20 protein-coding genes and 1 pseudogene are annotated in these 17,889 nt (G+C 72.0%); 13 read left to right on the plus strand and 8 right to left on the minus strand.

The window, feature by feature from the left end; all coding sequences use genetic code 11:
* The first annotated feature begins 99 nt into the window (after nt 1-99).
* Entirely contained in the window at nt 100-468 is a 369-nt protein-coding gene (locus AC2CHE_RS15055) for a hypothetical protein (RefSeq protein WP_484505516.1), read from the plus strand.
* Nucleotides 469-517: 49 nt separating this feature from the next.
* Nucleotides 518-970: a GNAT family N-acetyltransferase gene (locus AC2CHE_RS15060; protein WP_484505517.1), complete on the plus strand. Its 453-nt coding sequence runs from the start codon at nt 518-520 to the stop codon at nt 968-970.
* On the opposite strand, the gene AC2CHE_RS15065 is transcribed toward AC2CHE_RS15060, so the two are convergent.
* The gene (locus tag AC2CHE_RS15065) at nt 960-1,244 is read right to left on the minus strand and encodes a hypothetical protein (protein ID WP_484505518.1); all 285 of its coding nucleotides are present in this window, start codon (nt 1,242-1,244) and stop codon (nt 960-962) included. The genes AC2CHE_RS15060 and AC2CHE_RS15065 overlap by 11 nt on opposite strands.
* 202 nt (nt 1,245-1,446) lie before the next feature.
* Here AC2CHE_RS15065 and AC2CHE_RS15070 point away from each other — a divergent pair.
* Together AC2CHE_RS15070 and AC2CHE_RS15075 are read left to right on the plus strand one after the other, a co-directional pair.
* A pseudogene (locus tag AC2CHE_RS15070) lies at nt 1,447-1,554 on the plus strand (XRE family transcriptional regulator); the annotation flags it as partial.
* A 49-nt stretch (nt 1,555-1,603) separates the two neighbouring features.
* Nucleotides 1,604-1,786, plus strand: coding sequence for a DUF397 domain-containing protein (locus tag AC2CHE_RS15075; protein ID WP_484505519.1), 183 nt, complete (start codon nt 1,604-1,606; stop codon nt 1,784-1,786).
* 94 nt (nt 1,787-1,880) lie between these two features.
* Here the strand turns inward: AC2CHE_RS15075 and ligD are convergent, their stop codons facing one another.
* Nucleotides 1,881-2,906 carry a non-homologous end-joining DNA ligase gene (gene ligD, locus AC2CHE_RS15080; protein WP_484505520.1) on the minus strand — a complete coding sequence of 342 codons (1,026 nt, stop codon included), beginning with the start codon at nt 2,904-2,906 and terminating at the stop codon, nt 1,881-1,883.
* A 47-nt stretch (nt 2,907-2,953) separates the two neighbouring features.
* Between ligD and msrB the strand changes: the two genes are divergently transcribed.
* Nucleotides 2,954-3,364, plus strand: coding sequence for a peptide-methionine (R)-S-oxide reductase MsrB (gene msrB, locus AC2CHE_RS15085; RefSeq protein WP_484505521.1), 411 nt, complete (start codon nt 2,954-2,956; stop codon nt 3,362-3,364).
* Between the two features lie 79 nt (nt 3,365-3,443).
* Here msrB and AC2CHE_RS15090 read toward each other — a convergent pair whose 3' ends face one another.
* Both AC2CHE_RS15090 and AC2CHE_RS15095 read right to left on the minus strand, forming a co-directional pair.
* On the minus strand, nt 3,444-4,094 hold the full coding sequence (locus AC2CHE_RS15090) for a DUF305 domain-containing protein (RefSeq protein ID WP_484505522.1): 651 nt from the start codon (nt 4,092-4,094) through the stop codon (nt 3,444-3,446).
* Nucleotides 4,079-4,828 (minus strand): lytic polysaccharide monooxygenase, encoded by a 750-nt coding sequence (locus tag AC2CHE_RS15095; RefSeq protein ID WP_484505523.1) that lies wholly within the window; start codon nt 4,826-4,828, stop codon nt 4,079-4,081. The genes AC2CHE_RS15090 and AC2CHE_RS15095 overlap by 16 nt, the downstream gene beginning before the upstream one ends.
* 152 nt (nt 4,829-4,980) lie before the next feature.
* On the opposite strand from AC2CHE_RS15095, the gene AC2CHE_RS15100 reads away from it, so the two are divergent.
* The 3 genes from AC2CHE_RS15100 to AC2CHE_RS15110 all read left to right on the plus strand — a co-directional run bounded on the left by AC2CHE_RS15100 (nt 4,981) and on the right by AC2CHE_RS15110 (nt 7,108).
* Nucleotides 4,981-5,241: a Prokaryotic metallothionein gene (locus tag AC2CHE_RS15100; protein ID WP_484505524.1), complete on the plus strand. Its 261-nt coding sequence runs from the start codon at nt 4,981-4,983 to the stop codon at nt 5,239-5,241.
* Between the two features lie 66 nt (nt 5,242-5,307).
* On the plus strand, nt 5,308-5,748 hold the full coding sequence (locus AC2CHE_RS15105) for a GNAT family N-acetyltransferase (protein ID WP_484505525.1): 441 nt from the start codon (nt 5,308-5,310) through the stop codon (nt 5,746-5,748).
* Nucleotides 5,749-6,010: 262 nt separating this feature from the next.
* Complete coding sequence (locus AC2CHE_RS15110; protein ID WP_484505526.1) at nt 6,011-7,108, plus strand: lytic polysaccharide monooxygenase auxiliary activity family 9 protein; 1,098 nt, start codon at nt 6,011-6,013, stop codon at nt 7,106-7,108.
* Between the two features lie 152 nt (nt 7,109-7,260).
* Here the strand turns inward: AC2CHE_RS15110 and hemQ are convergent, their stop codons facing one another.
* Genes hemQ through hemE form a run of 3 tightly spaced genes read right to left on the minus strand, consistent with a single transcriptional unit; the run spans nt 7,261 to nt 10,471 of the window.
* Nucleotides 7,261-7,962 (minus strand): hydrogen peroxide-dependent heme synthase, encoded by a 702-nt coding sequence (gene hemQ, locus AC2CHE_RS15115; RefSeq protein WP_484505527.1) that lies wholly within the window; start codon nt 7,960-7,962, stop codon nt 7,261-7,263.
* Entirely contained in the window at nt 7,959-9,368 is a 1,410-nt protein-coding gene (gene hemG / locus AC2CHE_RS15120; RefSeq protein WP_484505528.1) for a protoporphyrinogen oxidase, read from the minus strand. The genes hemQ and hemG overlap by 4 nt, the downstream gene beginning before the upstream one ends.
* 5 nt (nt 9,369-9,373) lie before the next feature.
* Entirely contained in the window at nt 9,374-10,471 is a 1,098-nt protein-coding gene (hemE, locus tag AC2CHE_RS15125) for a uroporphyrinogen decarboxylase (RefSeq protein ID WP_484505529.1), read from the minus strand.
* Between the two features lie 180 nt (nt 10,472-10,651).
* Here hemE and AC2CHE_RS15130 point away from each other — a divergent pair, with 180 nt between their 5' ends.
* The 5 genes from AC2CHE_RS15130 to AC2CHE_RS15150 all read left to right on the plus strand — a co-directional run bounded on the left by AC2CHE_RS15130 (nt 10,652) and on the right by AC2CHE_RS15150 (nt 17,307).
* Nucleotides 10,652-11,224, plus strand: coding sequence for a DUF3000 domain-containing protein (locus AC2CHE_RS15130; RefSeq protein ID WP_281566624.1), 573 nt, complete (start codon nt 10,652-10,654; stop codon nt 11,222-11,224).
* 172 nt (nt 11,225-11,396) lie between these two features.
* Nucleotides 11,397-12,716, plus strand: coding sequence for a ribonuclease D (locus AC2CHE_RS15135; protein ID WP_484505530.1), 1,320 nt, complete (start codon nt 11,397-11,399; stop codon nt 12,714-12,716).
* A 243-nt stretch (nt 12,717-12,959) separates the two neighbouring features.
* Nucleotides 12,960-14,174: a thiolase family protein gene (locus AC2CHE_RS15140; protein ID WP_484505531.1), complete on the plus strand. Its 1,215-nt coding sequence runs from the start codon at nt 12,960-12,962 to the stop codon at nt 14,172-14,174.
* 50 nt (nt 14,175-14,224) lie between these two features.
* Entirely contained in the window at nt 14,225-16,294 is a 2,070-nt protein-coding gene (locus AC2CHE_RS15145) for a 3-hydroxyacyl-CoA dehydrogenase NAD-binding domain-containing protein (protein ID WP_484505532.1), read from the plus strand.
* Nucleotides 16,295-16,422: 128 nt separating this feature from the next.
* On the plus strand, nt 16,423-17,307 hold the full coding sequence (locus AC2CHE_RS15150) for a hypothetical protein (RefSeq protein WP_484505533.1): 885 nt from the start codon (nt 16,423-16,425) through the stop codon (nt 17,305-17,307).
* Between the two features lie 35 nt (nt 17,308-17,342).
* On the opposite strand, the gene AC2CHE_RS15155 is transcribed toward AC2CHE_RS15150, so the two are convergent.
* Nucleotides 17,343-17,774: a winged helix-turn-helix transcriptional regulator gene (locus AC2CHE_RS15155; RefSeq protein ID WP_484505534.1), complete on the minus strand. Its 432-nt coding sequence runs from the start codon at nt 17,772-17,774 to the stop codon at nt 17,343-17,345.
* Between the last annotated feature and the right edge of the window lie 115 nt (nt 17,775-17,889).

Genomic DNA, 17,889 nt, shown 5'->3' on the forward strand with positions numbered 1-17,889 from the left:
GGGCCCCCCCCCCCCCCCCCCCCCCCCCGCCCGCCGGGGGCCCGCGCCGCCCGCCCCCGCCCCCCCCCCCCCCCCCCCCCGACGGTCGGGAGCGGCCGAGTGCTGGACGGCGACGGTTACCGGACCCTGGTCGCCGGTGCGACGTACGACTTTCTCGCGGCGATGCACGGTCGAGTGGCCGTCGGCGATGGCGGCTGTCTGACCCTGCGCGACGAAGCAGGGGCCGCACAGGTGGTGGTCTGGCCGCCGGGCACCACGCTGCTTCCGAACGGCCGGGTGGGCGTACGCGTGCCTGACGTCGGGGAGATCGTCGTGGGCGATCGGGTCGACGGGGGCGGCGGATTCTTCGAGGCCCCGCTCACCGAGGGCGATCCGCCGAAGCATCTGCCACCCGTCCCGGTCGGATGCGCTGCCGTCGGCACCTCCGTGGCGGTGCTCGAACGCGTCAGCCGGCACAGCGACAGTTGACGGTGCTCCGCCCCGGCATCGGGTCGCGCCGTTGTGGGACGCTCGCGGGATGAGTGGGGTGATCTTCCGGGAGGCGGTCCGGGCGGACCTGCCGGCCGTGCTCGACCTGCTCGCCGACGACGTGCTCGGGCGCACCCGTGACGTCGGGGAGGTCGACGCCACGTACGAGAAGGCGTTCGCGGACATCACCGCCGATCCGCGCAACCAGCTCGTGGTCGGCGAGGCCGACGGCGAGGTGGTGGGGTGTATGCAGCTCACCTACATTCCGGGGCTCGGCCGGCACGGCGCCGAGCGGTTGCTCGTCGAGGCGGTCCGGGTCCGCTCGGACCAACGCGGTCGGGGGCTGGGACGCCAGATGATGACCTGGGCGATCGACGCGGCCCGGCAGCGCGGGTGCGGACTCGTGCAGTTGACGACCGACAAGAGCCGTCGTGACGCGCACCGGTTCTATCGCGACCTCGGCTTCGTCGCCAGCCACGAGGGCATGAAGCTCAGCCTCTGACACCGGCGGACGGGGTCCCGGCCAGCCTGGGTCGCCCCACGTCGCAACCGAGGACGGTGGCCCAGAAGGTCGTCAGCGTCGCCAGACTCGACCCGTGGGTCAAGGACCGGGTGGACTTCCGGATCAGCCAGAAGTCTCCCTCAGGCAGGACGATCGCCCAGCCGATCGGGATGTCGTTCTCCGCCACGAGCACCAGCAGTTCCGGCTTGCTGTCGACGTCCATCTCAGGCAGGTCCGCCACCTCGACGGACCCCATCCCCTGCTCCCCGCTCACCAGTAGCACCGCCGGTCGCATCGCCGCACGGCGTGGCAAAAGCACTGCTGCCCCGCCCTCGTCAAAGGCCGCTGTCGTGGCTGGAACGCCGTCGGGGCGTTCGCACGCAGGTCGACCGCCGCGGTAGGTACCGGGCTGCTCGCGATGGGCGGACGGTTCACCACGTCGATCGGCTCGTACGGCAGCAGTCGCGCAATCTCGACCGGGCATCACGGACGAGGAGGTCGCAAAACTTATTGAGCTGCGGTTGGAGCGTCAACGCGTTCTCGCCAGGCAGCGTCCCGCTGCGCCCACCCTCGACGCAACGTTGAGCGTCGAAGCGTCCCAGACGCTGATGCGGCAAATCAAGGAGAGGCAGCATGACTGATTTCACCGGTGCGATCTGGCGAAAGGCCAGCCGCAGCAGCGACCAAGGCAACTGCGTAGAGGTGGCGGACGACCTTGCCCGGGTCGTGGGTGTACGGGACAGCAAGGACGTCGCCGGGCCGGTGCTGCTGTTCGCCCCCGCCCAAGGCCACAACTTCCCGCCCACACCTCGTTGATCATGAGGTTAGCGGCAGTTTGAAGATCTACAACTGCAGCCAACCTCATGATCAACGGATTCGGGAGGGGTGGGAGGGGGCGGAAGGGGCAGGGTCAGCGGGGGCGGTCGCGGTCCTTGGACGGCTGCACCCGCTTGGGTTCGCCGGGCATCTTCGGGTGGTCGGGCGGGTAGGGAAGGTCGCCCTCGCCGGCGGCGGCGTCCCGCTCGGCCCACTCCAGCAGTGGGGTGATGTCCCACCCGGCGTCGTCGATGCCGGCGTGCGGGTCGCCACGCTGGGCCAGCCGCTCCGGCACGGTACGCAGGTCGAAGTCGTCCGGCTCGACGTCGGCCAGCTCGTCCCAGCCGACCGGGGTGGAGACGGTCGCCCGGGCGTTGGCGCGCAGCGAGTACGCGCAGGCGATGGTGCGGTCCCGCGCCATCTGGTTGTAGTCCACGAAGACCCGCTCGCCGCGCTCCTCCTTCCACCAGGCGGTGGTGACCAGGTCGGGCCGGCGGCGGGCCAGTTCCCTGGCCAGCGCGATGGTGGCCCGGCGTACCTCGACGAACGTCCAGCGCGGCTGGATGCGCAGGTAGACGTGCACGCCCCGGCCACCGGAGGTCTTCGGCCAGCCCGGTACGCCCAGGTCGTCGAGGATCGCCCGCAGCTCGGTGGCGGCCGTCGCGGCGTGGGCGAAGTCGGTGCCGGGCTGCGGATCGAGGTCGACCCGCAGCTCGTCGGGCCGGTCGACGTCGGCGGCGCGGACCGGCCACGGGTGGAACACCACGGTGCCCATCTGCGCCGCCCAGGCCACATGGGCCAGGTCCGCCGGGCACAGCTCCGCGGCCTTGCGGCCACTGGGAAAGCTGATCTCGGCAGTCTGCACCCAGGGCGGCACGCCCCGGGTTGGCACCCGCTTCTGGAAGAACATCTCCCCCTCGATGCCGTCGGGGAAGCGCTGCAACGTCGTCGGTCGCTCACCCAGCGCCCGCATGATGCCGTCGCCGACGCTGACGTAGTAGTGGAAGACGTCGGCCTTGGTGAAGCCCCGCTCCGGGAAGATCACCCGATCGGGGCTGGACAGTCGTACGGTGTGCCCGGCCACCTCGATCTGCTCGGCCGCAGCCTTCGTGCCACCCATTGCGCGACCATATGCGATGGGTCCGACCTTCGGCGTACCGTTGACCCGTGACTCTTCCCGACAGCGAACTGCCCCATACCGAGGACGAGTGGCGGGTCCGGCTCAGCCCCGCCGAGTTCCGGGTGCTGCGCGAGCACGGCACCGAACCGGCGTGGACCGGTGAGTACGTCGACACGAAGACGCCCGGCATGTACCGGTGCCGGGCCTGCGGTGCCGAGTTGTACCCGAGCGACACCAAGTTCGACTCGCACTGCGGCTGGCCGAGCTTCGACGACGCCATCCCGGGCGCGATCAAGGAGATCGAGGACAACTCCCTCGGTATGAGCCGCACCGAGATCCGCTGCGCCCGCTGCGACAGCCACCTCGGCCACGTCTTCCGGGGTGAGGGCTTCACCCCGAAGGACACCCGGCACTGCGTGAACTCGCTCTCCCTCCGCCTGGACCCGACCGACGCCTGACCCGCGCCGCGACGGCCCACGCACGCCGGTTTCCGGTGCGCGCCGATGCCACACCAGGCCGAGTCCCGCTGCCGGGCGGTCAGCCGGACGCGGGTCGGCCAGCCATCAGCGCGACCTGAGCGGTACGCGACTGCTCCACACGCCGGGCCAGGTCGAGCACCCGGGTGTCGGTACCCGCAGCCTGATGCGCCCGGGCCAGGTCGGCTGCGGCCCGCTGGTGCTCGCTGAGCACCTCGATCAGCACCGCGTCGACCTCGGCGTCCGGGGCGTCGCGCAGCCGTGCCAACTGCTCGGGGCCGGTGCCGTGCCCGGCGTGGTCGTCGGGACGGGCGCTGCGCCCGGCACGTGCCAGCCAGCCTCGTGCGGTGGCCAGTTCGTCGGTCTCGGTCGCCTCGACGGCGGCGACCAGAGTGCGCAGCTCGCCGTCGGCCAGCCGGTCCCGCACGAGCCGGACGATCTGGAGGGTCTGCTCGGTGTGCCCGGCCATCATCGACAGGAACAGCAGGTCGATGCCGGTCATCCCACTCGCGCCGACCGGCGTCGCCACGGTGGTCGGGGCCACCGACGGCGTGGCGTCGCTCGGCGCGGGCTGCCCGGGCGGCGCGGGCGCGCCGCCACAGCCGGCGACCAGCAGCACCACGAGCAGGTACAGCGGCGGTACCCACGGTACGGCGGACGGGAGGTGCGGCCGGGGCCGGCCACACCTCCCGCTGGTCAGAGCTGGCTCCACAGCGCCGGTACGTTCGGCGGCTCCCAGCCGGCGATGGCGGTGTGTGCCTGCCGGCAGCGGTAGGTGCGGCCACCGTAGGTGACCTGGTCCCCGACCGCGTACGCGCGACCAGCCGCCCAGGTGCCGCCGGTCGGCGGGTTGGTGGTCGGGGTGACCGTCGGGGTGGGCGACGGAGCCGGCGGGTTGGTGGTCGGGCTGGGGCTGGGCGTGGGGTTGCCGCCGCCACCGCCGATCTGCAGGTCGACGCAGGAGTAGAAGGCGTTGGCGGTGTCGGAGATGTTCCACACCGCCAGCAGCTTCTGCCGGCCCGAGTAGCCGGACAGGTTGACGGTGTGCGAGACGGTCGCGCCGGGCTGGCGTCCGCCGCCGGAGAAGACCGCGACCCGGGTGTTGCCGATGAAGTACTCCCAGTCGCGGGTGGCGTGCAGGGCAGTGTTGACCCAGGTGAACGTCACGGTGGTGCCGACCGAGGTGGCCGGCCAGCCCCGGTTGTCGTCGTTCAGGACGGCGAAGTGCGAGATGTTGGCGTGGCAGTTGCGCAGCCCTTTGGGGCCTTCGACGCTCTGCGGCTCCCATCTGATCTGCCCGCAGTCGGGCACCCGGTTCTGGGCGCAGAGGGCCTGGCGGCTCGGTGGTGACGACACGTAGCCGTGGGCCTGGGCGGGGGTGGCGACGGCCAGGGTGGAGACCATGGCACCCGTCGCGACGAGCGGAAGGGTGATTCTTCGGCGCATGACGGCAGCTCCTTGTCGGCGTGATGCCTGGTGAGGTGCCACCAACATAATTTAAACCTTGTTAACAGTAAAGACTGCTGTCAATAAAACAGGAGCCCTGTGGCCCCGTGCCGCAAGATGGGACAAAAGGTCTACCAACGGAGGTACGGGGCGTGGCTACCTGCGAGGTCTGCGGCAACGACTACTGGCTCGCGTTCGAGGTGCGTACGGTCAGCGGCGACGTGCACACCTTCGACAGCTTCGAGTGCGCGATCCACAGGCTGGCACCGATCTGCGAGCACTGCGGCATCAAGATCTCCGGCCACGGGGTCGAGGTCTCCGGTCGATTCTTCTGCTGCGGTCACTGCGCCCGATCGGTGGAAGCCGAGCGCGGCGCCGAGATCCGGGACGCCGTCGGCTCGCGTCCCGCCTGACCGTCACCAAGGAAGACGCACGACACCGACACCGACACCCACCACACCCCCGGCTAGCCTGGCGGGATGTCTGACCCGCAGCTGCACAGCGCCGGTTTCGCCGAGTTGGAGGCCCGCACCTTCCACGATCTGGCCCGGCTTCGGGTAGACGTCTTCGTGGTCGAGCAGGAGTGCGCGTACCCGGAACTCGACGGGCGCGACGTCGAACCCGGCACCCGACACCTGTGGCTGACCCAGGACGGCGTCCCCGTGGCGTACCTGCGGATCCTGGCCGAGCCGGACGGGGGGGCCAGGATCGGACGGGTGGTGGTGGCACCGACGGCCCGGGGCGCCGGGCACGCCGGCCGGCTGATGGTGGCGGCCCTCGCGGAGATCCGCGACCGGCCGTGCGTCCTGGAAGCCCAGTCACACCTGGTCGACTTCTACACCCGGCACGGCTTCACGGTCAGCGGGCCGGAGTACGTCGAGGACGGCATCCCGCACACGCCCATGCGCCGGAAGGTGTGAACCACCTTCTCCCGGCTCGACGGGCGGCACCCGGCACCTCAGGCATCGGCACACGGTAGACCGGCGGAGTGGCCAGCACCTGCCTGGCGGTGGCGCCTGAGCCCCACTCCGGAGAGCGCTTCCCGAATTGACGTGCGCCGATTGTCCGTGGCACGCTTCCCTCGGAGCCAGCACCACAGGGGCAACGCAGATCGGCCACGGGAGAGGCAACTCCCGAGCATCCGGGCGTAGTCGCGAACTGACAATTCCCTTGGGGAGCTCCATGTCGAACGTACTCAGATCACCACGCGCCGCCTGGCTGCTGGCCATCGCGGCCGTCGCCCTGTTGCTGCTCACCACCGCGCTGACCAACCCCGCCTCCGCACACGGTGCCACGGTCAGCCCGGCGTCCCGCGCCTACGGCTGCTGGGAGCGCTGGGGCGGTGACCACATGAACCCACGGATGGCCACCGAGGACCCGATGTGTTGGCAGGCATGGCAGGCCGACCCGGCCGCCATGTGGAACTGGAACGGCCAGCTCCGCGAGGGTGTGGGCGGCAACCACCAGGCCGCGGTACCGAACGGCCAGCTCTGCTCGGGCGGGCGTGCCGAGGGCGGTCGCTACAACGCCCTCGACACGCTCGGCGCCTGGCGGACCACCCCGGTCGCCAACAGCTTCCAGTTGAAGTTCTTCGACCAGGCCAGCCACGGTGCCGACTACATCCGGGTGTACGCGACCCGGCAGGGCGTCGACACGCTCACCAAGCCACTGGCCTGGTCCGACCTGGAACTGGTCGGCCAGATCGGCAACACGCCGGCCTCGCAGTGGCAACAGGAGGTCGACGGGGTGTCGATCCAGATTCCGGTGAACGCGCCCGGCCGCACCGGCCGGCACATCATCTTCACCGTCTGGCAGGCCAGCCACTTCGACCAGTCGTACTACCACTGCAGCGACGTCCAGTTCGGTGGCGGCACCACCCCGCCGACGACCACCCCACCCACCACCACCCCACCCACCACCACCCCACCGACGACCACGCCGCCCACCACCACCCCACCCACCACCAACCCGCCGGTGACGGGTGCCTGCTCGGCGACGTACCGGGTCACTTCGACCTGGTCCGGCGGATTCCAGGGTGAGGTGCAGGTGACCGCCGGCAACGCGGCCATCCGCGGCTGGCGGGTGAGCTTGACGTACGCCAACGGCCAACAGGTCAGCCAGGCCTGGAACGCCACCGTGAGTTCCAGTGGTTCCACGGTGACCGCCACGAACGTCAGCTACAACGGCAGCCTCGGTGCCGGTGCCAGCACCAGCTTCGGCTTCCTGGCCTCCGGCAGCAGCACGAACACACCGACGGTGACCTGCACGGCCACCACCTGACCCCGGGCGGGGGGGGGGGGGCGGGGGGCGGCGCGCGGGGGGGGGGCGCGCCGCCCCCCGCCGCCGGCTCAGCCGGGCAGGCCGGACCGGCCAGGGTCAGCCGGGAAGACCGGACGGACCGGCGGGTCAGCACCAGCCGGCGGGCCGGAGCCTCAGGCCAGCGCCGAGACGATCTCGGCGATCGAGCGGCGGCGGCCGGTGTAGAAGGGGACTTCCTCGCGTACGTGCAGCCGGGCGCGGGAGGCGCGCAGATCACGCATCAGGTCGACGATCCGGTGCAGTTCGTCGGCCTCGAAGGCGAGCATCCACTCGTAGTCGCCGAGCGCGAACGAGGCCACCGTGTTGGCGCGTACGTCCGGATAGCCGCGGGCCATCTTGCCGTGCTCGGCCAGCAGTTCCCGCCGCTCGGCGTCGGGCAGCAGATACCAGTCGTAGGAGCGGACGAACGGGTAGACGCAGAGGTAGGCGCGGGCCTGCTCGCCGGCCAGGAACGCCGGGATGTGGCTCTTGTTGAACTCGGCCGGGCGGTGCAGCGCCATCTGCGACCAGACCGGGGTCATCGCCCGCCCCAGGGCGGTTCGCCGCAACCGCAGGTACGCGTCCTGGAGCGCGTCGCTGGACGCGGAGTGCCACCAGACCATCAGGTCGGCGTCGGCGCGCAGGCCGGACACGTCGTAGGTGCCGCGTACCACCACATCATTGCCCGCCAGCTCCTCGATCAGCGACTCGACCTCGCCGGTGACGTTGTCGCGCAGCGACGGCAGCGGCGCGCTGACCCGGAACACCGACCACATGGTGTAGCGGATGGTGTCGTTGAGTTCCCTCAGTCGGGCGGCGTTGCTCTGCTCGGTCATCTCCCCGATCCTTCCAGTGCGGTGATGATCTCCTCGGCCGCCGTCTCGCCGGAGCGGACGCAGATCGGGATGCCGACCCCGTCGTAGCCGGCGCCGGCCAGCCGCAGCGTCGGATGTGTCGCCCGCAGCGCCGACCGGGCGGCGATCACCCGGTCGAGGTGACCGGGGGTGTACTGCGGCAGCCCGCCGCCCCAGCGCTGCACGTGCCCGGCGACCGGAGCGGGCAGCGGCGCACCCAGCACCGCCGACAGTTCCCGGTGCACGGTGGCGGCGAGGTCCTCGTCGGTGCGCTGGATTCGCGCCTCGTCTCCGTACCGACCGACCGAGGCGCGCACCAGGGCCAAGCCGTCCGGCCGGCGCAGGTGCCCCCACTTGGTGGTGAAGAAGGTGGACGCCTTGACCAGCAGCCCTTCGGTGGCGGGCACCAGGAAGCCGGAGAGGTCCGGCAGCACCGGTTCGGGCAGCGCGAGGGTGACCAGCGCGACGCTGGCGTAGTCCAGCCCGCCGATCTCCTGCGCCGCTTCCGGGGCGACGTCGGCGAGCAGGCGCGCCGCCGGCCGGGCCGGCACCGCCAGCACCACCGCGTCCACGTCGACGTGCTCCGGGTCGCGGGTCGGGCCGACGGTCAGCCGCCAGCCAGCGCCGGTCGGGGTGAGTTCGCGGACCGCCGCGTTACGCCGGATCGTCGCCCCGCTGGCCGTCACCGCCGCGTCGACCAGGGTGCTCAGCCCGCCGTCGAGGGTGCCGAAGACCGGCTCACCGGGAGCCCGCGGCGTCGCGGCCTGCGCCGCGCGCACGGCCGCGAGCAGCGTGTGTTCCACCCGGGCGGCCCGGGCCAGCGCCGGCATGGTGGTGACCAGCGACAGGTCGTCGGCGTGGCCCGCGTACACGCCGCCGAGCATCGGGTCGACCAGCCGGTCGACCACCTCGTCACCGAACCTCGCCCGGACCAGCGCGCCCACCGGAACGTCGTCCCCCGGGCCGAGCAGCGGCCCACCACCGTCGCGGTCGGCCTCGGGGGTCGGCCGGGCCACCGCCGACACCTTCTCCAGATCACCGGGTACGCCGATCAGCGTGCCGCCCGGGATCGCGCGCAGCCCACCGTCGACGGCCAGCGCCGCCTGCCCGACGGTGGGGTGCACGATCCGTCCCGCCAGGCCGAGCCGGCGAACGAGGGCCACGGCGGCGGACTCCCCGCCGGCCGGGTCACGCATCAGGAACGACTCGGCGCCGAACTCGACCGGCCCGCCGGCCAACTCGCCGGTGCGCAGCTTGCCACCGAGCGAGCCGGACTGCTCGTACACGGTGATGTCGACCTCGGCCGGGACGCGGTCGCGCAACCGGACCGCGGCGGCCAGGCCGGCGATGCCACCGCCGATGACCGCCACCCGCCGCCGCGTCGCCACGACGGTCAGCCCTGGTCGACAGGTCGAGCGGACAACTCGTGCACCAGCGCGACCACCCGGCTCAGCACCTCCGGGTCGGTCTCCGGCAGCACCCCGTGGCCGAGGTTGAACACGTGCCCCGGCGCGGCCCGGCCCTGCTCCAGGATCCGGCGCACCTCCGCCTCCACCACCGGCCACGGCGCCAGCAGCAGGGTCGGATCGAGGTTGCCCTGCACCGCCCGCTCCGGCCCGATCCGGCGGGTCGCGACGTCCAGCGGGGTACGCCAGTCGACGCCGACCACGTCGGCGTCGGCCTCGCCCATCGCGCCGAGCAGTTCGGCGGTGCCCACCCCGAAGTGGATGCGGGGCACACCGGTGTCGGCGAGCCCGGTCAGCACCTTCGTCGAGTGCGGCAGCACGAAGCGGCGGTAGTCGGCCTCGGAGAGCGCGCCGGCCCACGAGTCGAAGAGCTGCACCGCCGACACGCCGGCCTCGATCTGCACCCGCAGGAACGCCAGGGTCACCTCGGCCAGCCGGCCGGCGAGGGCGTGCCACAGCTCGGGTTCGCCGTGCATCAGCGCCTTGGTCTTGGCGTGGGTACGCGACGGGCCACCCTCCACCAGGTAACTGGCCAGCGTGAACGGGGCACCGGCGAAGCCGATCAGCGGGGTGTCGCCCAACTCCTTGACCAGCTGCCGGACCGCCTCGTCGACGTAGTCGACGTCATCGCGGCCGATCGGCCGGATCCGTTCGACGTCGGCGGCGGTACGCACCGGTTCGGCCACGACCGGCCCGGTGCCGGGCACGATGTCCAGGTCGACCCCGGCGGCGGCCACCGGCACCACGATGTCGCTGAACAGGATCGCCGCGTCCACCCCGTGCCGGCGTACCGGCTGAAGGGTGATCTCGGTGACCAGGTCCGGGCGGCGGCACGACTCCAGCATCGCCACGCTGGCCCGGATCTCGCGGTACTCCGGCAGCGACCGGCCCGCCTGGCGCATGAACCAGACCGGGGTGCGCGGGACCGGCCGGCGGCGACACGCCAGCACGAAGGGCGAATCGGCGGGCCCGGCAGGGCGGGGTTCGTCGTCTCGGGCGGCGGTGCCCGTGGTGTCGGTGGTCATCGCGGCAATCGTGCCACGCAGCCGATCGCCGTCCCGTGCCCACCGCCACCTTTGTGACGTGAAACTAACGGCTTCCCGCAATCTCCTCGGTCCCACCCACTCCGCCCGCTTCCCAGCGGACGGCCGTGATCGTCGGCGCGCCTCGCGGGCGGGAACCGGACGGCGGAATAGGCTGCGGGCATGGCCCCCCCGATCGCGCTTCCCGACACGTTCGCCCGCGCGGTCGCGGGTCTCCGGTCGGCGACGCCCCGGCCGGAGATCCTGCTGGAGGAGGTGGGTGCCCCGCAACGGCTGGCGCCCTACTCGTTCGCGCTCTCGGCGTCGGTGCTGCGCGACGGTGACGAGGTGGCCAGCGGACGGCTGATCCTGCTGCACGATCCGGCCGGGCACGAGGCGTGGCAGGGCACCCTGCGGCTGGTCACCTACGTGACCGCCGAGTTGGAGGTCGACCTGGCCGCCGACCCGCTGCTGCCCGGGGTGGGGTGGACCTGGCTCACCGACGCCCTCGACGCCCAGGACGCGGAGTACCGGGCCATCGGCGGCACCATCACGCAGACCATGTCGACCCGCTTCGGCGAGCTGGCCGGCCCGCCCGCAGCCGGCGACGTGGAGATCCGCGCCTCCTGGACGCCGACCGGGGTCGACCTCGCCGCGCACCTGGACGCCTGGTGCACGCTGCTCGCCTCCACCGCCGGCCTGCCGCCGCCCGGCGTCACCGCCCTGCCCGAACGCCGCCCCGCCGCCACCGGCTGAGCTGCCCGCCGCCACCGGCTGAGCTGCCGGCCGCAATCGCGGCTGGCCCGCCCGACCCGGCGCCACCGGCCCTCGACCGCCAACGGGCGGCACCTTCCGGCCGCAGGGCGTCGGCCGACACGCGGCGGGGCGGGTGGCGGCACTCGATCCACTCGGGCACTAGGGTTGTCAGGTGACCGACGAACCACCCCTGCGCCGTCGGGCCGCCGCAAGCCGTACGGGAAACGACACGCAGAACCCGCCATCGGCGCGGTCGGAGCCCTCGGACGCGGAGTCCGAGCCCACCGGCAGCCAGTCCGTGCCGCTGACCGCACCCCGCGAGGGCACCCCCGAGCCAGTCGCCGCCCCGGAGCAGCTCGCCGAGGTAGTGGCCCGCTTCGCCAGCGGCGCCGGGCCGGTGGCCCTGGACGCCGAACGTGCCTCCGGCTACCGGTACAGCCAACGCGCCTACCTCGTACAGCTGCGTCGCGCCGGCGCCGGAACCGTGCTGATCGACCCGCTGCCGCTGCCGGACCTCAGCGCCTTGGACGCCGTTATCGCCGAGACGGAGTGGGTGCTGCACGCGGCGAACCAGGATCTGCCCTGTCTCGCGGAGCTGGGGCTGCGTCCCCGCCGGTTGTTCGACACCGAGTTGGCGGCCCGGCTGGCCGGCTTCGAACGGGTGGGGCTCGCGGCGCTGACCGAGCAGTTGCTCGGGTTCAGCCTGGAAAAGCACCACTCCGCGGCGGACTGGTCGAGCCGGCCGCTGCCCGAATCCTGGCTGACCTACGCCGCCCTGGACGTCGAGCTGCTGACCGACCTGCGCGACGCACTCGACGCGGAGCTGACCCGGCAGGGCAAATCCGAGTGGGCTGGGGAGGAGTTCGCCGCGCTCGTGCTGAACGGCGCCCGACCGCCCCGGGTACGCGCCGAACCGTGGCGGCGCACGTCCGGCATCCACCGGGTCCGGGGGGCGCGGGCACAGGCCCGGGTCCGGTCCCTGTGGTACGCCCGGGACCAGATCGCCGCCCGGCGGGACACGGCGCCGGGCCGGGTGCTGCCCGACTCGGCCATCGTCGCGGCGGCGGAGCTGGACCCGAGGGACGAGAAGACGCTGCTCACGCTGCCCGGCTTCGGTGGGCGGTCGGTCCGCCGGATGGCCCGTACCTGGCTGGCGGCGCTCGACGACGCCCGGCAGTTGCCCGATGATGCCCTTCCGGTGGCGCCGACGGTGGAAGGCCCGCCCCCGCCGCACCGCTGGGCGGAGCGGGACCCGGCCGCCGCCGCCCGGCTGGCCCGCTGCCGGGAGGTGGTGTTGCGGGTGGCCGGCGAGCACAACCTGCCCCCGGAGAACCTGATCTCGCCCGACACCATCCGCCGGGTCGCCTGGCAGCCTCCCGAGGAGATCACCGAGGCGACCGTCGCCGAGGCCCTACGCGCCCACCACGCCCGCGAATGGCAGATCACTCTCCTCCTCCCCGACCTGGCCACCGCCCTGCCCCCCACCCCCTGAACCCCCACCCCGCTGCGCCTCGGTGCTCAAGGGGCTTGGGTCGGCGACACGCCGGGCGGCTGACGCAAATCTCGTGATCAGGAAGCAGTACCGGTGGGTGTGGGGTGGGTTACACGGGGAGGTGGCGCGAGGATTATTACTGACGAGTAGCATCGGGGAAACGCCAGTACTGGCGACCTTTGTCCGGTCCGTCGCGCGCCTCGGGCGACACGGACCGGACCGTGGTCGAATAGGAGGCTCATCGTGCCCCGTGAAGTCCGGGATGTCGTTTTCGTCGACGGTGTCCGCACCCCCTTCGGCAAGGCGGGTGGCATGTACGCCAACACCCGCGCCGACGACCTGGTGATCCGCTGCATCCGCGAACTGCTGCGCCGTAACCCCCAACTGCCGCCGGAGCGGGTCGAGGAGGTCGCGATCGCCGCCACCACCCAGATCGGCGACCAGGGCCTGACCATCGGCCGCACCGCCGCGCTGCTGGCCGGCCTGCCCAAGACCGTGCCGGGTTTCGCGATCGACCGGATGTGCGCCGGGGCGATGACCGCCGTGACCACCGTCGCCAGCGGTATCGCCGTGGGCGCCTACGACATCGCGATCGCCGGTGGCGTCGAACACATGGGCCGTCACCCGATGGGCGAGGGCGTCGACCCGAACCCGCGCATCATCGCCGAGAAGCTTGTCGACCCGTCCGCGCTGGTGATGGGCTCCACCGCCGAGAACCTGCACGACCACGTCCCGCACATCACCAAGCAGCGCACCGACGCGTTCGCCCTCGCCTCCCAGCAGAAGACCGCGAAGGCGTACGCCAACGGCAAGCTCCAGGACGACCTGGTGCCGGTGGCGATCCGCGACGAGGAGAACGGCTGGGGCCTGGCCACGGTGGACGAGGCGCCCCGGGACACCTCGATGGAGAAGCTCGCCACCCTCAAGACCCCGTTCCGTCCGCACGGCAAGGTCACCGCGGGCAACGCGGCCGGTCTCAACGACGGCGCCACCGCCAGCCTGCTCGCCGACGAGGCCACCGCCCGCGAGTTGGGCCTGCCGGTGGCGATGCGGCTGGTGTCGTACGGCTTCGTCGGCGTCGAGCCGGAGGTGATGGGCGTCGGCCCGATCCCGTCGACCGAGAAGGCGCTGCGGATCGCCGGCCTGACCATCGACGACATCGGCCTGTTCGAGCTGAACGAGGCGTTCGCCGTGCAGGTGCTGGCCTTCCTCGACCACTTCGGCATCGCCGACGACGACCCGCGGGTGAACCCGTGGGGCGGCGCGATCGCCATCGGGCACCCGCTCGCCTCGTCCGGCGTACGGCTGATGACCCAGCTCGCCCGGCAGTTCGCCGAGCACCCGGAGGTCCGCTACGGCATCACCGCCATGTGCATCGGCATCGGCATGGGCGGCACGGTCATCTGGGAGAACCCGCACTGGACCGGGTCCGCGCAGACGGAGGGTGGAGACAAGTGAGCGCGAGGAGTGAGCTTGCGAGCCCCGCAGCCGGGAACGAAGGAGACTCAGTGAGCGCGCTCGCCGCACCGAACGAGGTGGTCACCAAGGCGCTGCTGCGGCAGGTGAACGTGCCGGGGCTGGACCGCCCGGCCGCCCTGATCACCCTCGACAACGGGTTCGACCACACCAAGCCGAACACCTTCGGCCCCGGCGGCCTGACCAGCCTGGACGAGGCGATCAGCGCCGCGCTCGCGGCCGACCCCGCGTTCATCGCGGTCACCGGCAAGCCGTACATCTTCTGTGTCGGCGCGGACATCACCGGCCTGCCGCGGCTCGCGGACCGCGAGCAGGCGCTGGAGATCGGCCGGCTGGGTCACCGGGTCTTCGCCCGGCTCAAGGACAGCTCCGTGCCGACCTTCGCCTTCGTCAACGGCGCGGCGATGGGCGGCGGTCTGGAGCTGGCCCTGCACTGCCACTACCGGACCCTGTCCGGCGGCGCGGCGGCGCTGGCGCTGCCGGAGGTCTCGCTCGGGCTGATCCCCGGCTGGGGCGGCACCCAGCTGCTGCCGAACCTGATCGGCATCCCGGCCGCCACCCAGGTGATCATCCAGAACCCGTTGATGCAGAACAAGATGCTCAAGCCGAAGCAGGCGGCCGAGCTGGGCATCGCGGACGTACTGCTGGAGCCGGCCGACTTCCTGGAGCGGTCGCTGGAGTGGGCCGCCGGTGTCGTCCGGGGCCAGGTCGAGGTGACCCGGCCCGAGGTCGACAAGGACATGTGGGCGGGCGTGCTCTACTTCGCCCGGCAGACGCTGGACCAGCGGCTGCACGGCGCGGTACCGGCCGCCTACAAGGCGCTCGACCTGCTGGAGACGGCGAAGGACGCGGACTTCACCACCGGCACTGCCGCCGAGGACGAGGCCCTGGCCGACCTGGTCTTCTCCGAGGAGTTGCGCAGCGGCCTGTACGCCTTCGACCTGGTGCAGCGGCGGGCCAAGCGGCCGGCCGGCGCGCCGGACAAGGGTCTGGCCCGCCCGGTGACGAAGGTCGGCATCGTCGGCGCCGGTCTGATGGCCAGCCAGCTGGCGCTGCTGTTCGCCCGCCGCCTCCAGGTGCCGGTCGTGCTGACCGACCTGGACCAGGCGCGGGTCGACAAGGGCGTGGCCTACGTGCACACCCAGATCGAGAAGGCGGTCAGCAAGGGCCGGATGGAGAAGGGCACCGCCGCGAAGCTGTACGGCCTGGTGTCCGGCTCGGTCGACAAGTCCGTCTTCACCGATGCCGACTTCGTCATCGAGGCGGTCTTCGAGGACCTGAACGTCAAGAAGCAGGTCTGGGCCGAGCTGGAGAAGATCGTCAAGCCGGAGGCGGTGCTCGCCACCAACACCTCCTCGTTGTCGATCACCGAGATGGCGGCGGAGTTGGAGCACCCGGAGCGGGTCGTCGGCTTCCACTTCTTCAACCCGGTCGCGGTGCTGCCGCTGCTGGAGATCGTCCGGGGCGAGCGGACCGACGACGCCACCCTGGCCACCGCGTTCGCCGTCGGCAAGCAGCTCAAGAAGTCGAGTGTGCTGGTGAAGGACGCCCCGGCGTTCGTGGTCAACCGGCTGCTCACCCGCTTCCTGGGCACCGTGTTCGCCGCCGTCGACGCCGGCACCCCGCTGGAGGTGGCGAACCGGGCACTGGACCCGCTGGGTCTGCCGATGCGCCCCCTCGCCCTGCTCCAGCTGGTCGGGCCGGCCGTCGCGTACCACGTGGGCGGCACCCTGCACGCCGCGTACCCGGACCGGTTCGGGGTCAGCGAGAACCTCAAGCGGATCGCCGACTCCGGCCAGCCGATCGTCGTCGACGACGAGATCAACGCCGAGGTGGCGAAGCTGCTGGTGGTCGGCGACCAGCCGCTCACCGAGGAGCAGGTACGCCAGAACGCGCTGGACGCGCTGGCGCAGGAGATCCGGCTGATGCTGGACGAGGGCGTCGTCGCCGAGGCGCAGGACATCGACCTGTGCATGATCCTCGGTGCCGGCTGGCCGTTCCACCTGGGCGGTGTGACGCCGTACCTGGACCGCACCGGCACCAGCGAGCGGGTCACCGGTAAGCGGTTCCTGCCGCGCGGCGCGGCCAGCCTGGCCGGCTGAGCCCCTGACGACACCGGTCGCGGTGGTCACCCGACGAGGGGTGGCCACCGCGAATCGCTTCTTCGTGGTGCTGCGGATGAACCACCTGGCTACGATGACCGATCCACCCGAATCCAGGAGCTGACCGCATGTCCCACCCCTCGGACGAGCACCAGAACCCGCCGGCCGCCGGTCCGTATCCGCCCCCGGTCGGGTATCCGCCCCCGGGTGCGTACCCCCAGCCAGGTCCGGTCCCGTACCCGCCGGCCGGCACCCAGCCGGTCCCGCCGCAGCCCGGCGGATATCCGGCACCCGGCACCCACCCACCGCCCGGCCAGCCGTACCCCGCCGGTCCGGGGCTCCCCGGTCCTGCGCTTGCCGGCCCGGGGCAGGCCGGTCAGGGATTTCCCGGTCCTGGCCTCCCCGGCCCCGGGCCGGCCGGTACGCCGAAGAAGAAGTTCCAGGTCTGGATGATCGTGCTGATCGTCCTCGCGGTCCTGCTGGTGCTCTGCGCCGGTGGCGGCACCGCCATCTGGTTCGCGGTCAAGGACGACATCAGCGAGGCCGTGGACGCTACCCGGACCCGGATGGTCGCCCCGGCCACGCTGGCCGGCCGCCCCAAACTCACCGAGCCGGAGTTGCAGCAGGCGGCCGACGAGATGCTCAGCGAGATCCGGTCCACGGTGAACAATGAGACAAGTGCGGTAGCCGCGTTCTACGGCAGCCCGGCCGGCGAGAACCTCGTCATGATCGCGGGTGCGTCCGGCCTGATGTCCGACCCGAAGCAGGAACTCGACGCGGCGGTCCGGAGCCTCACCGCCGGCATCGCGCTCCGCAACATGACCTCGATCGACGCGGGTCCGCTCGGCGGGGAGGCCCGCTGCGGCGACGGCGAGACCGAGGGGGTGCCGCTGGGCGTGTGCACCTGGGCCGACCGGGGCAGCGTGGGCCTGATCGTGATGTTCTTCTCGTCCCGCGCCGACGCCCAGGCGGAGTTCGTCACCATCCGCGGCCAGATCCAGCAGCGCGATTGATCACGGCCGGCCACAGGGCGGCGGGCACGAGCGCGTCATGAGGTGGCTGCGTCGTAGTCGTCGCGGTGGGCGAGGATCTCGCCCATGTGTGCCTGAGCCCAGTACCTGATCTCGCGTGTCGTGCGGTGGAGCGAGAGACCGAGGTCGGTCAGCTCGTAGGTGACGGTGACCGGGACGGTCGGCGTCACGGTACGGGTGAGCAGGCCGTCACGCTCCAGCGAACGCAGGGTCTGGGTGAGCATCTTCTGACTGACGCCGGCCAGCAGGCGGGCAAGCTCGGAGTAGCGCATCGCTCTCGGCGCTCCCGGACCCTGCGGAGCCGCGTCACCGCCCAACGCGCACAGGATCAGCACGACCCACTTGTTCGAGATCCGGTCGAGCAGCTGGCGGCTGGGGCAGACCGCGAGGAACGCGTTGTATCCCTCCCTGGCCTGCGTCTGCCGTTGAGCCGCTTTCGTCGTCGCCACCGAGCGCCCCTCTCACTGCTGGATGGTTACGCACTTTAGAGTGCCTACTTCCCGTTGGGAAGTTGCTCTCCAACACTGGGCAGGCAAGCGAAAAAAGCCACCGTCTCCGCAGCGA

Source organism: Micromonospora sp. ATLC16, from assembly GCF_057196645.1.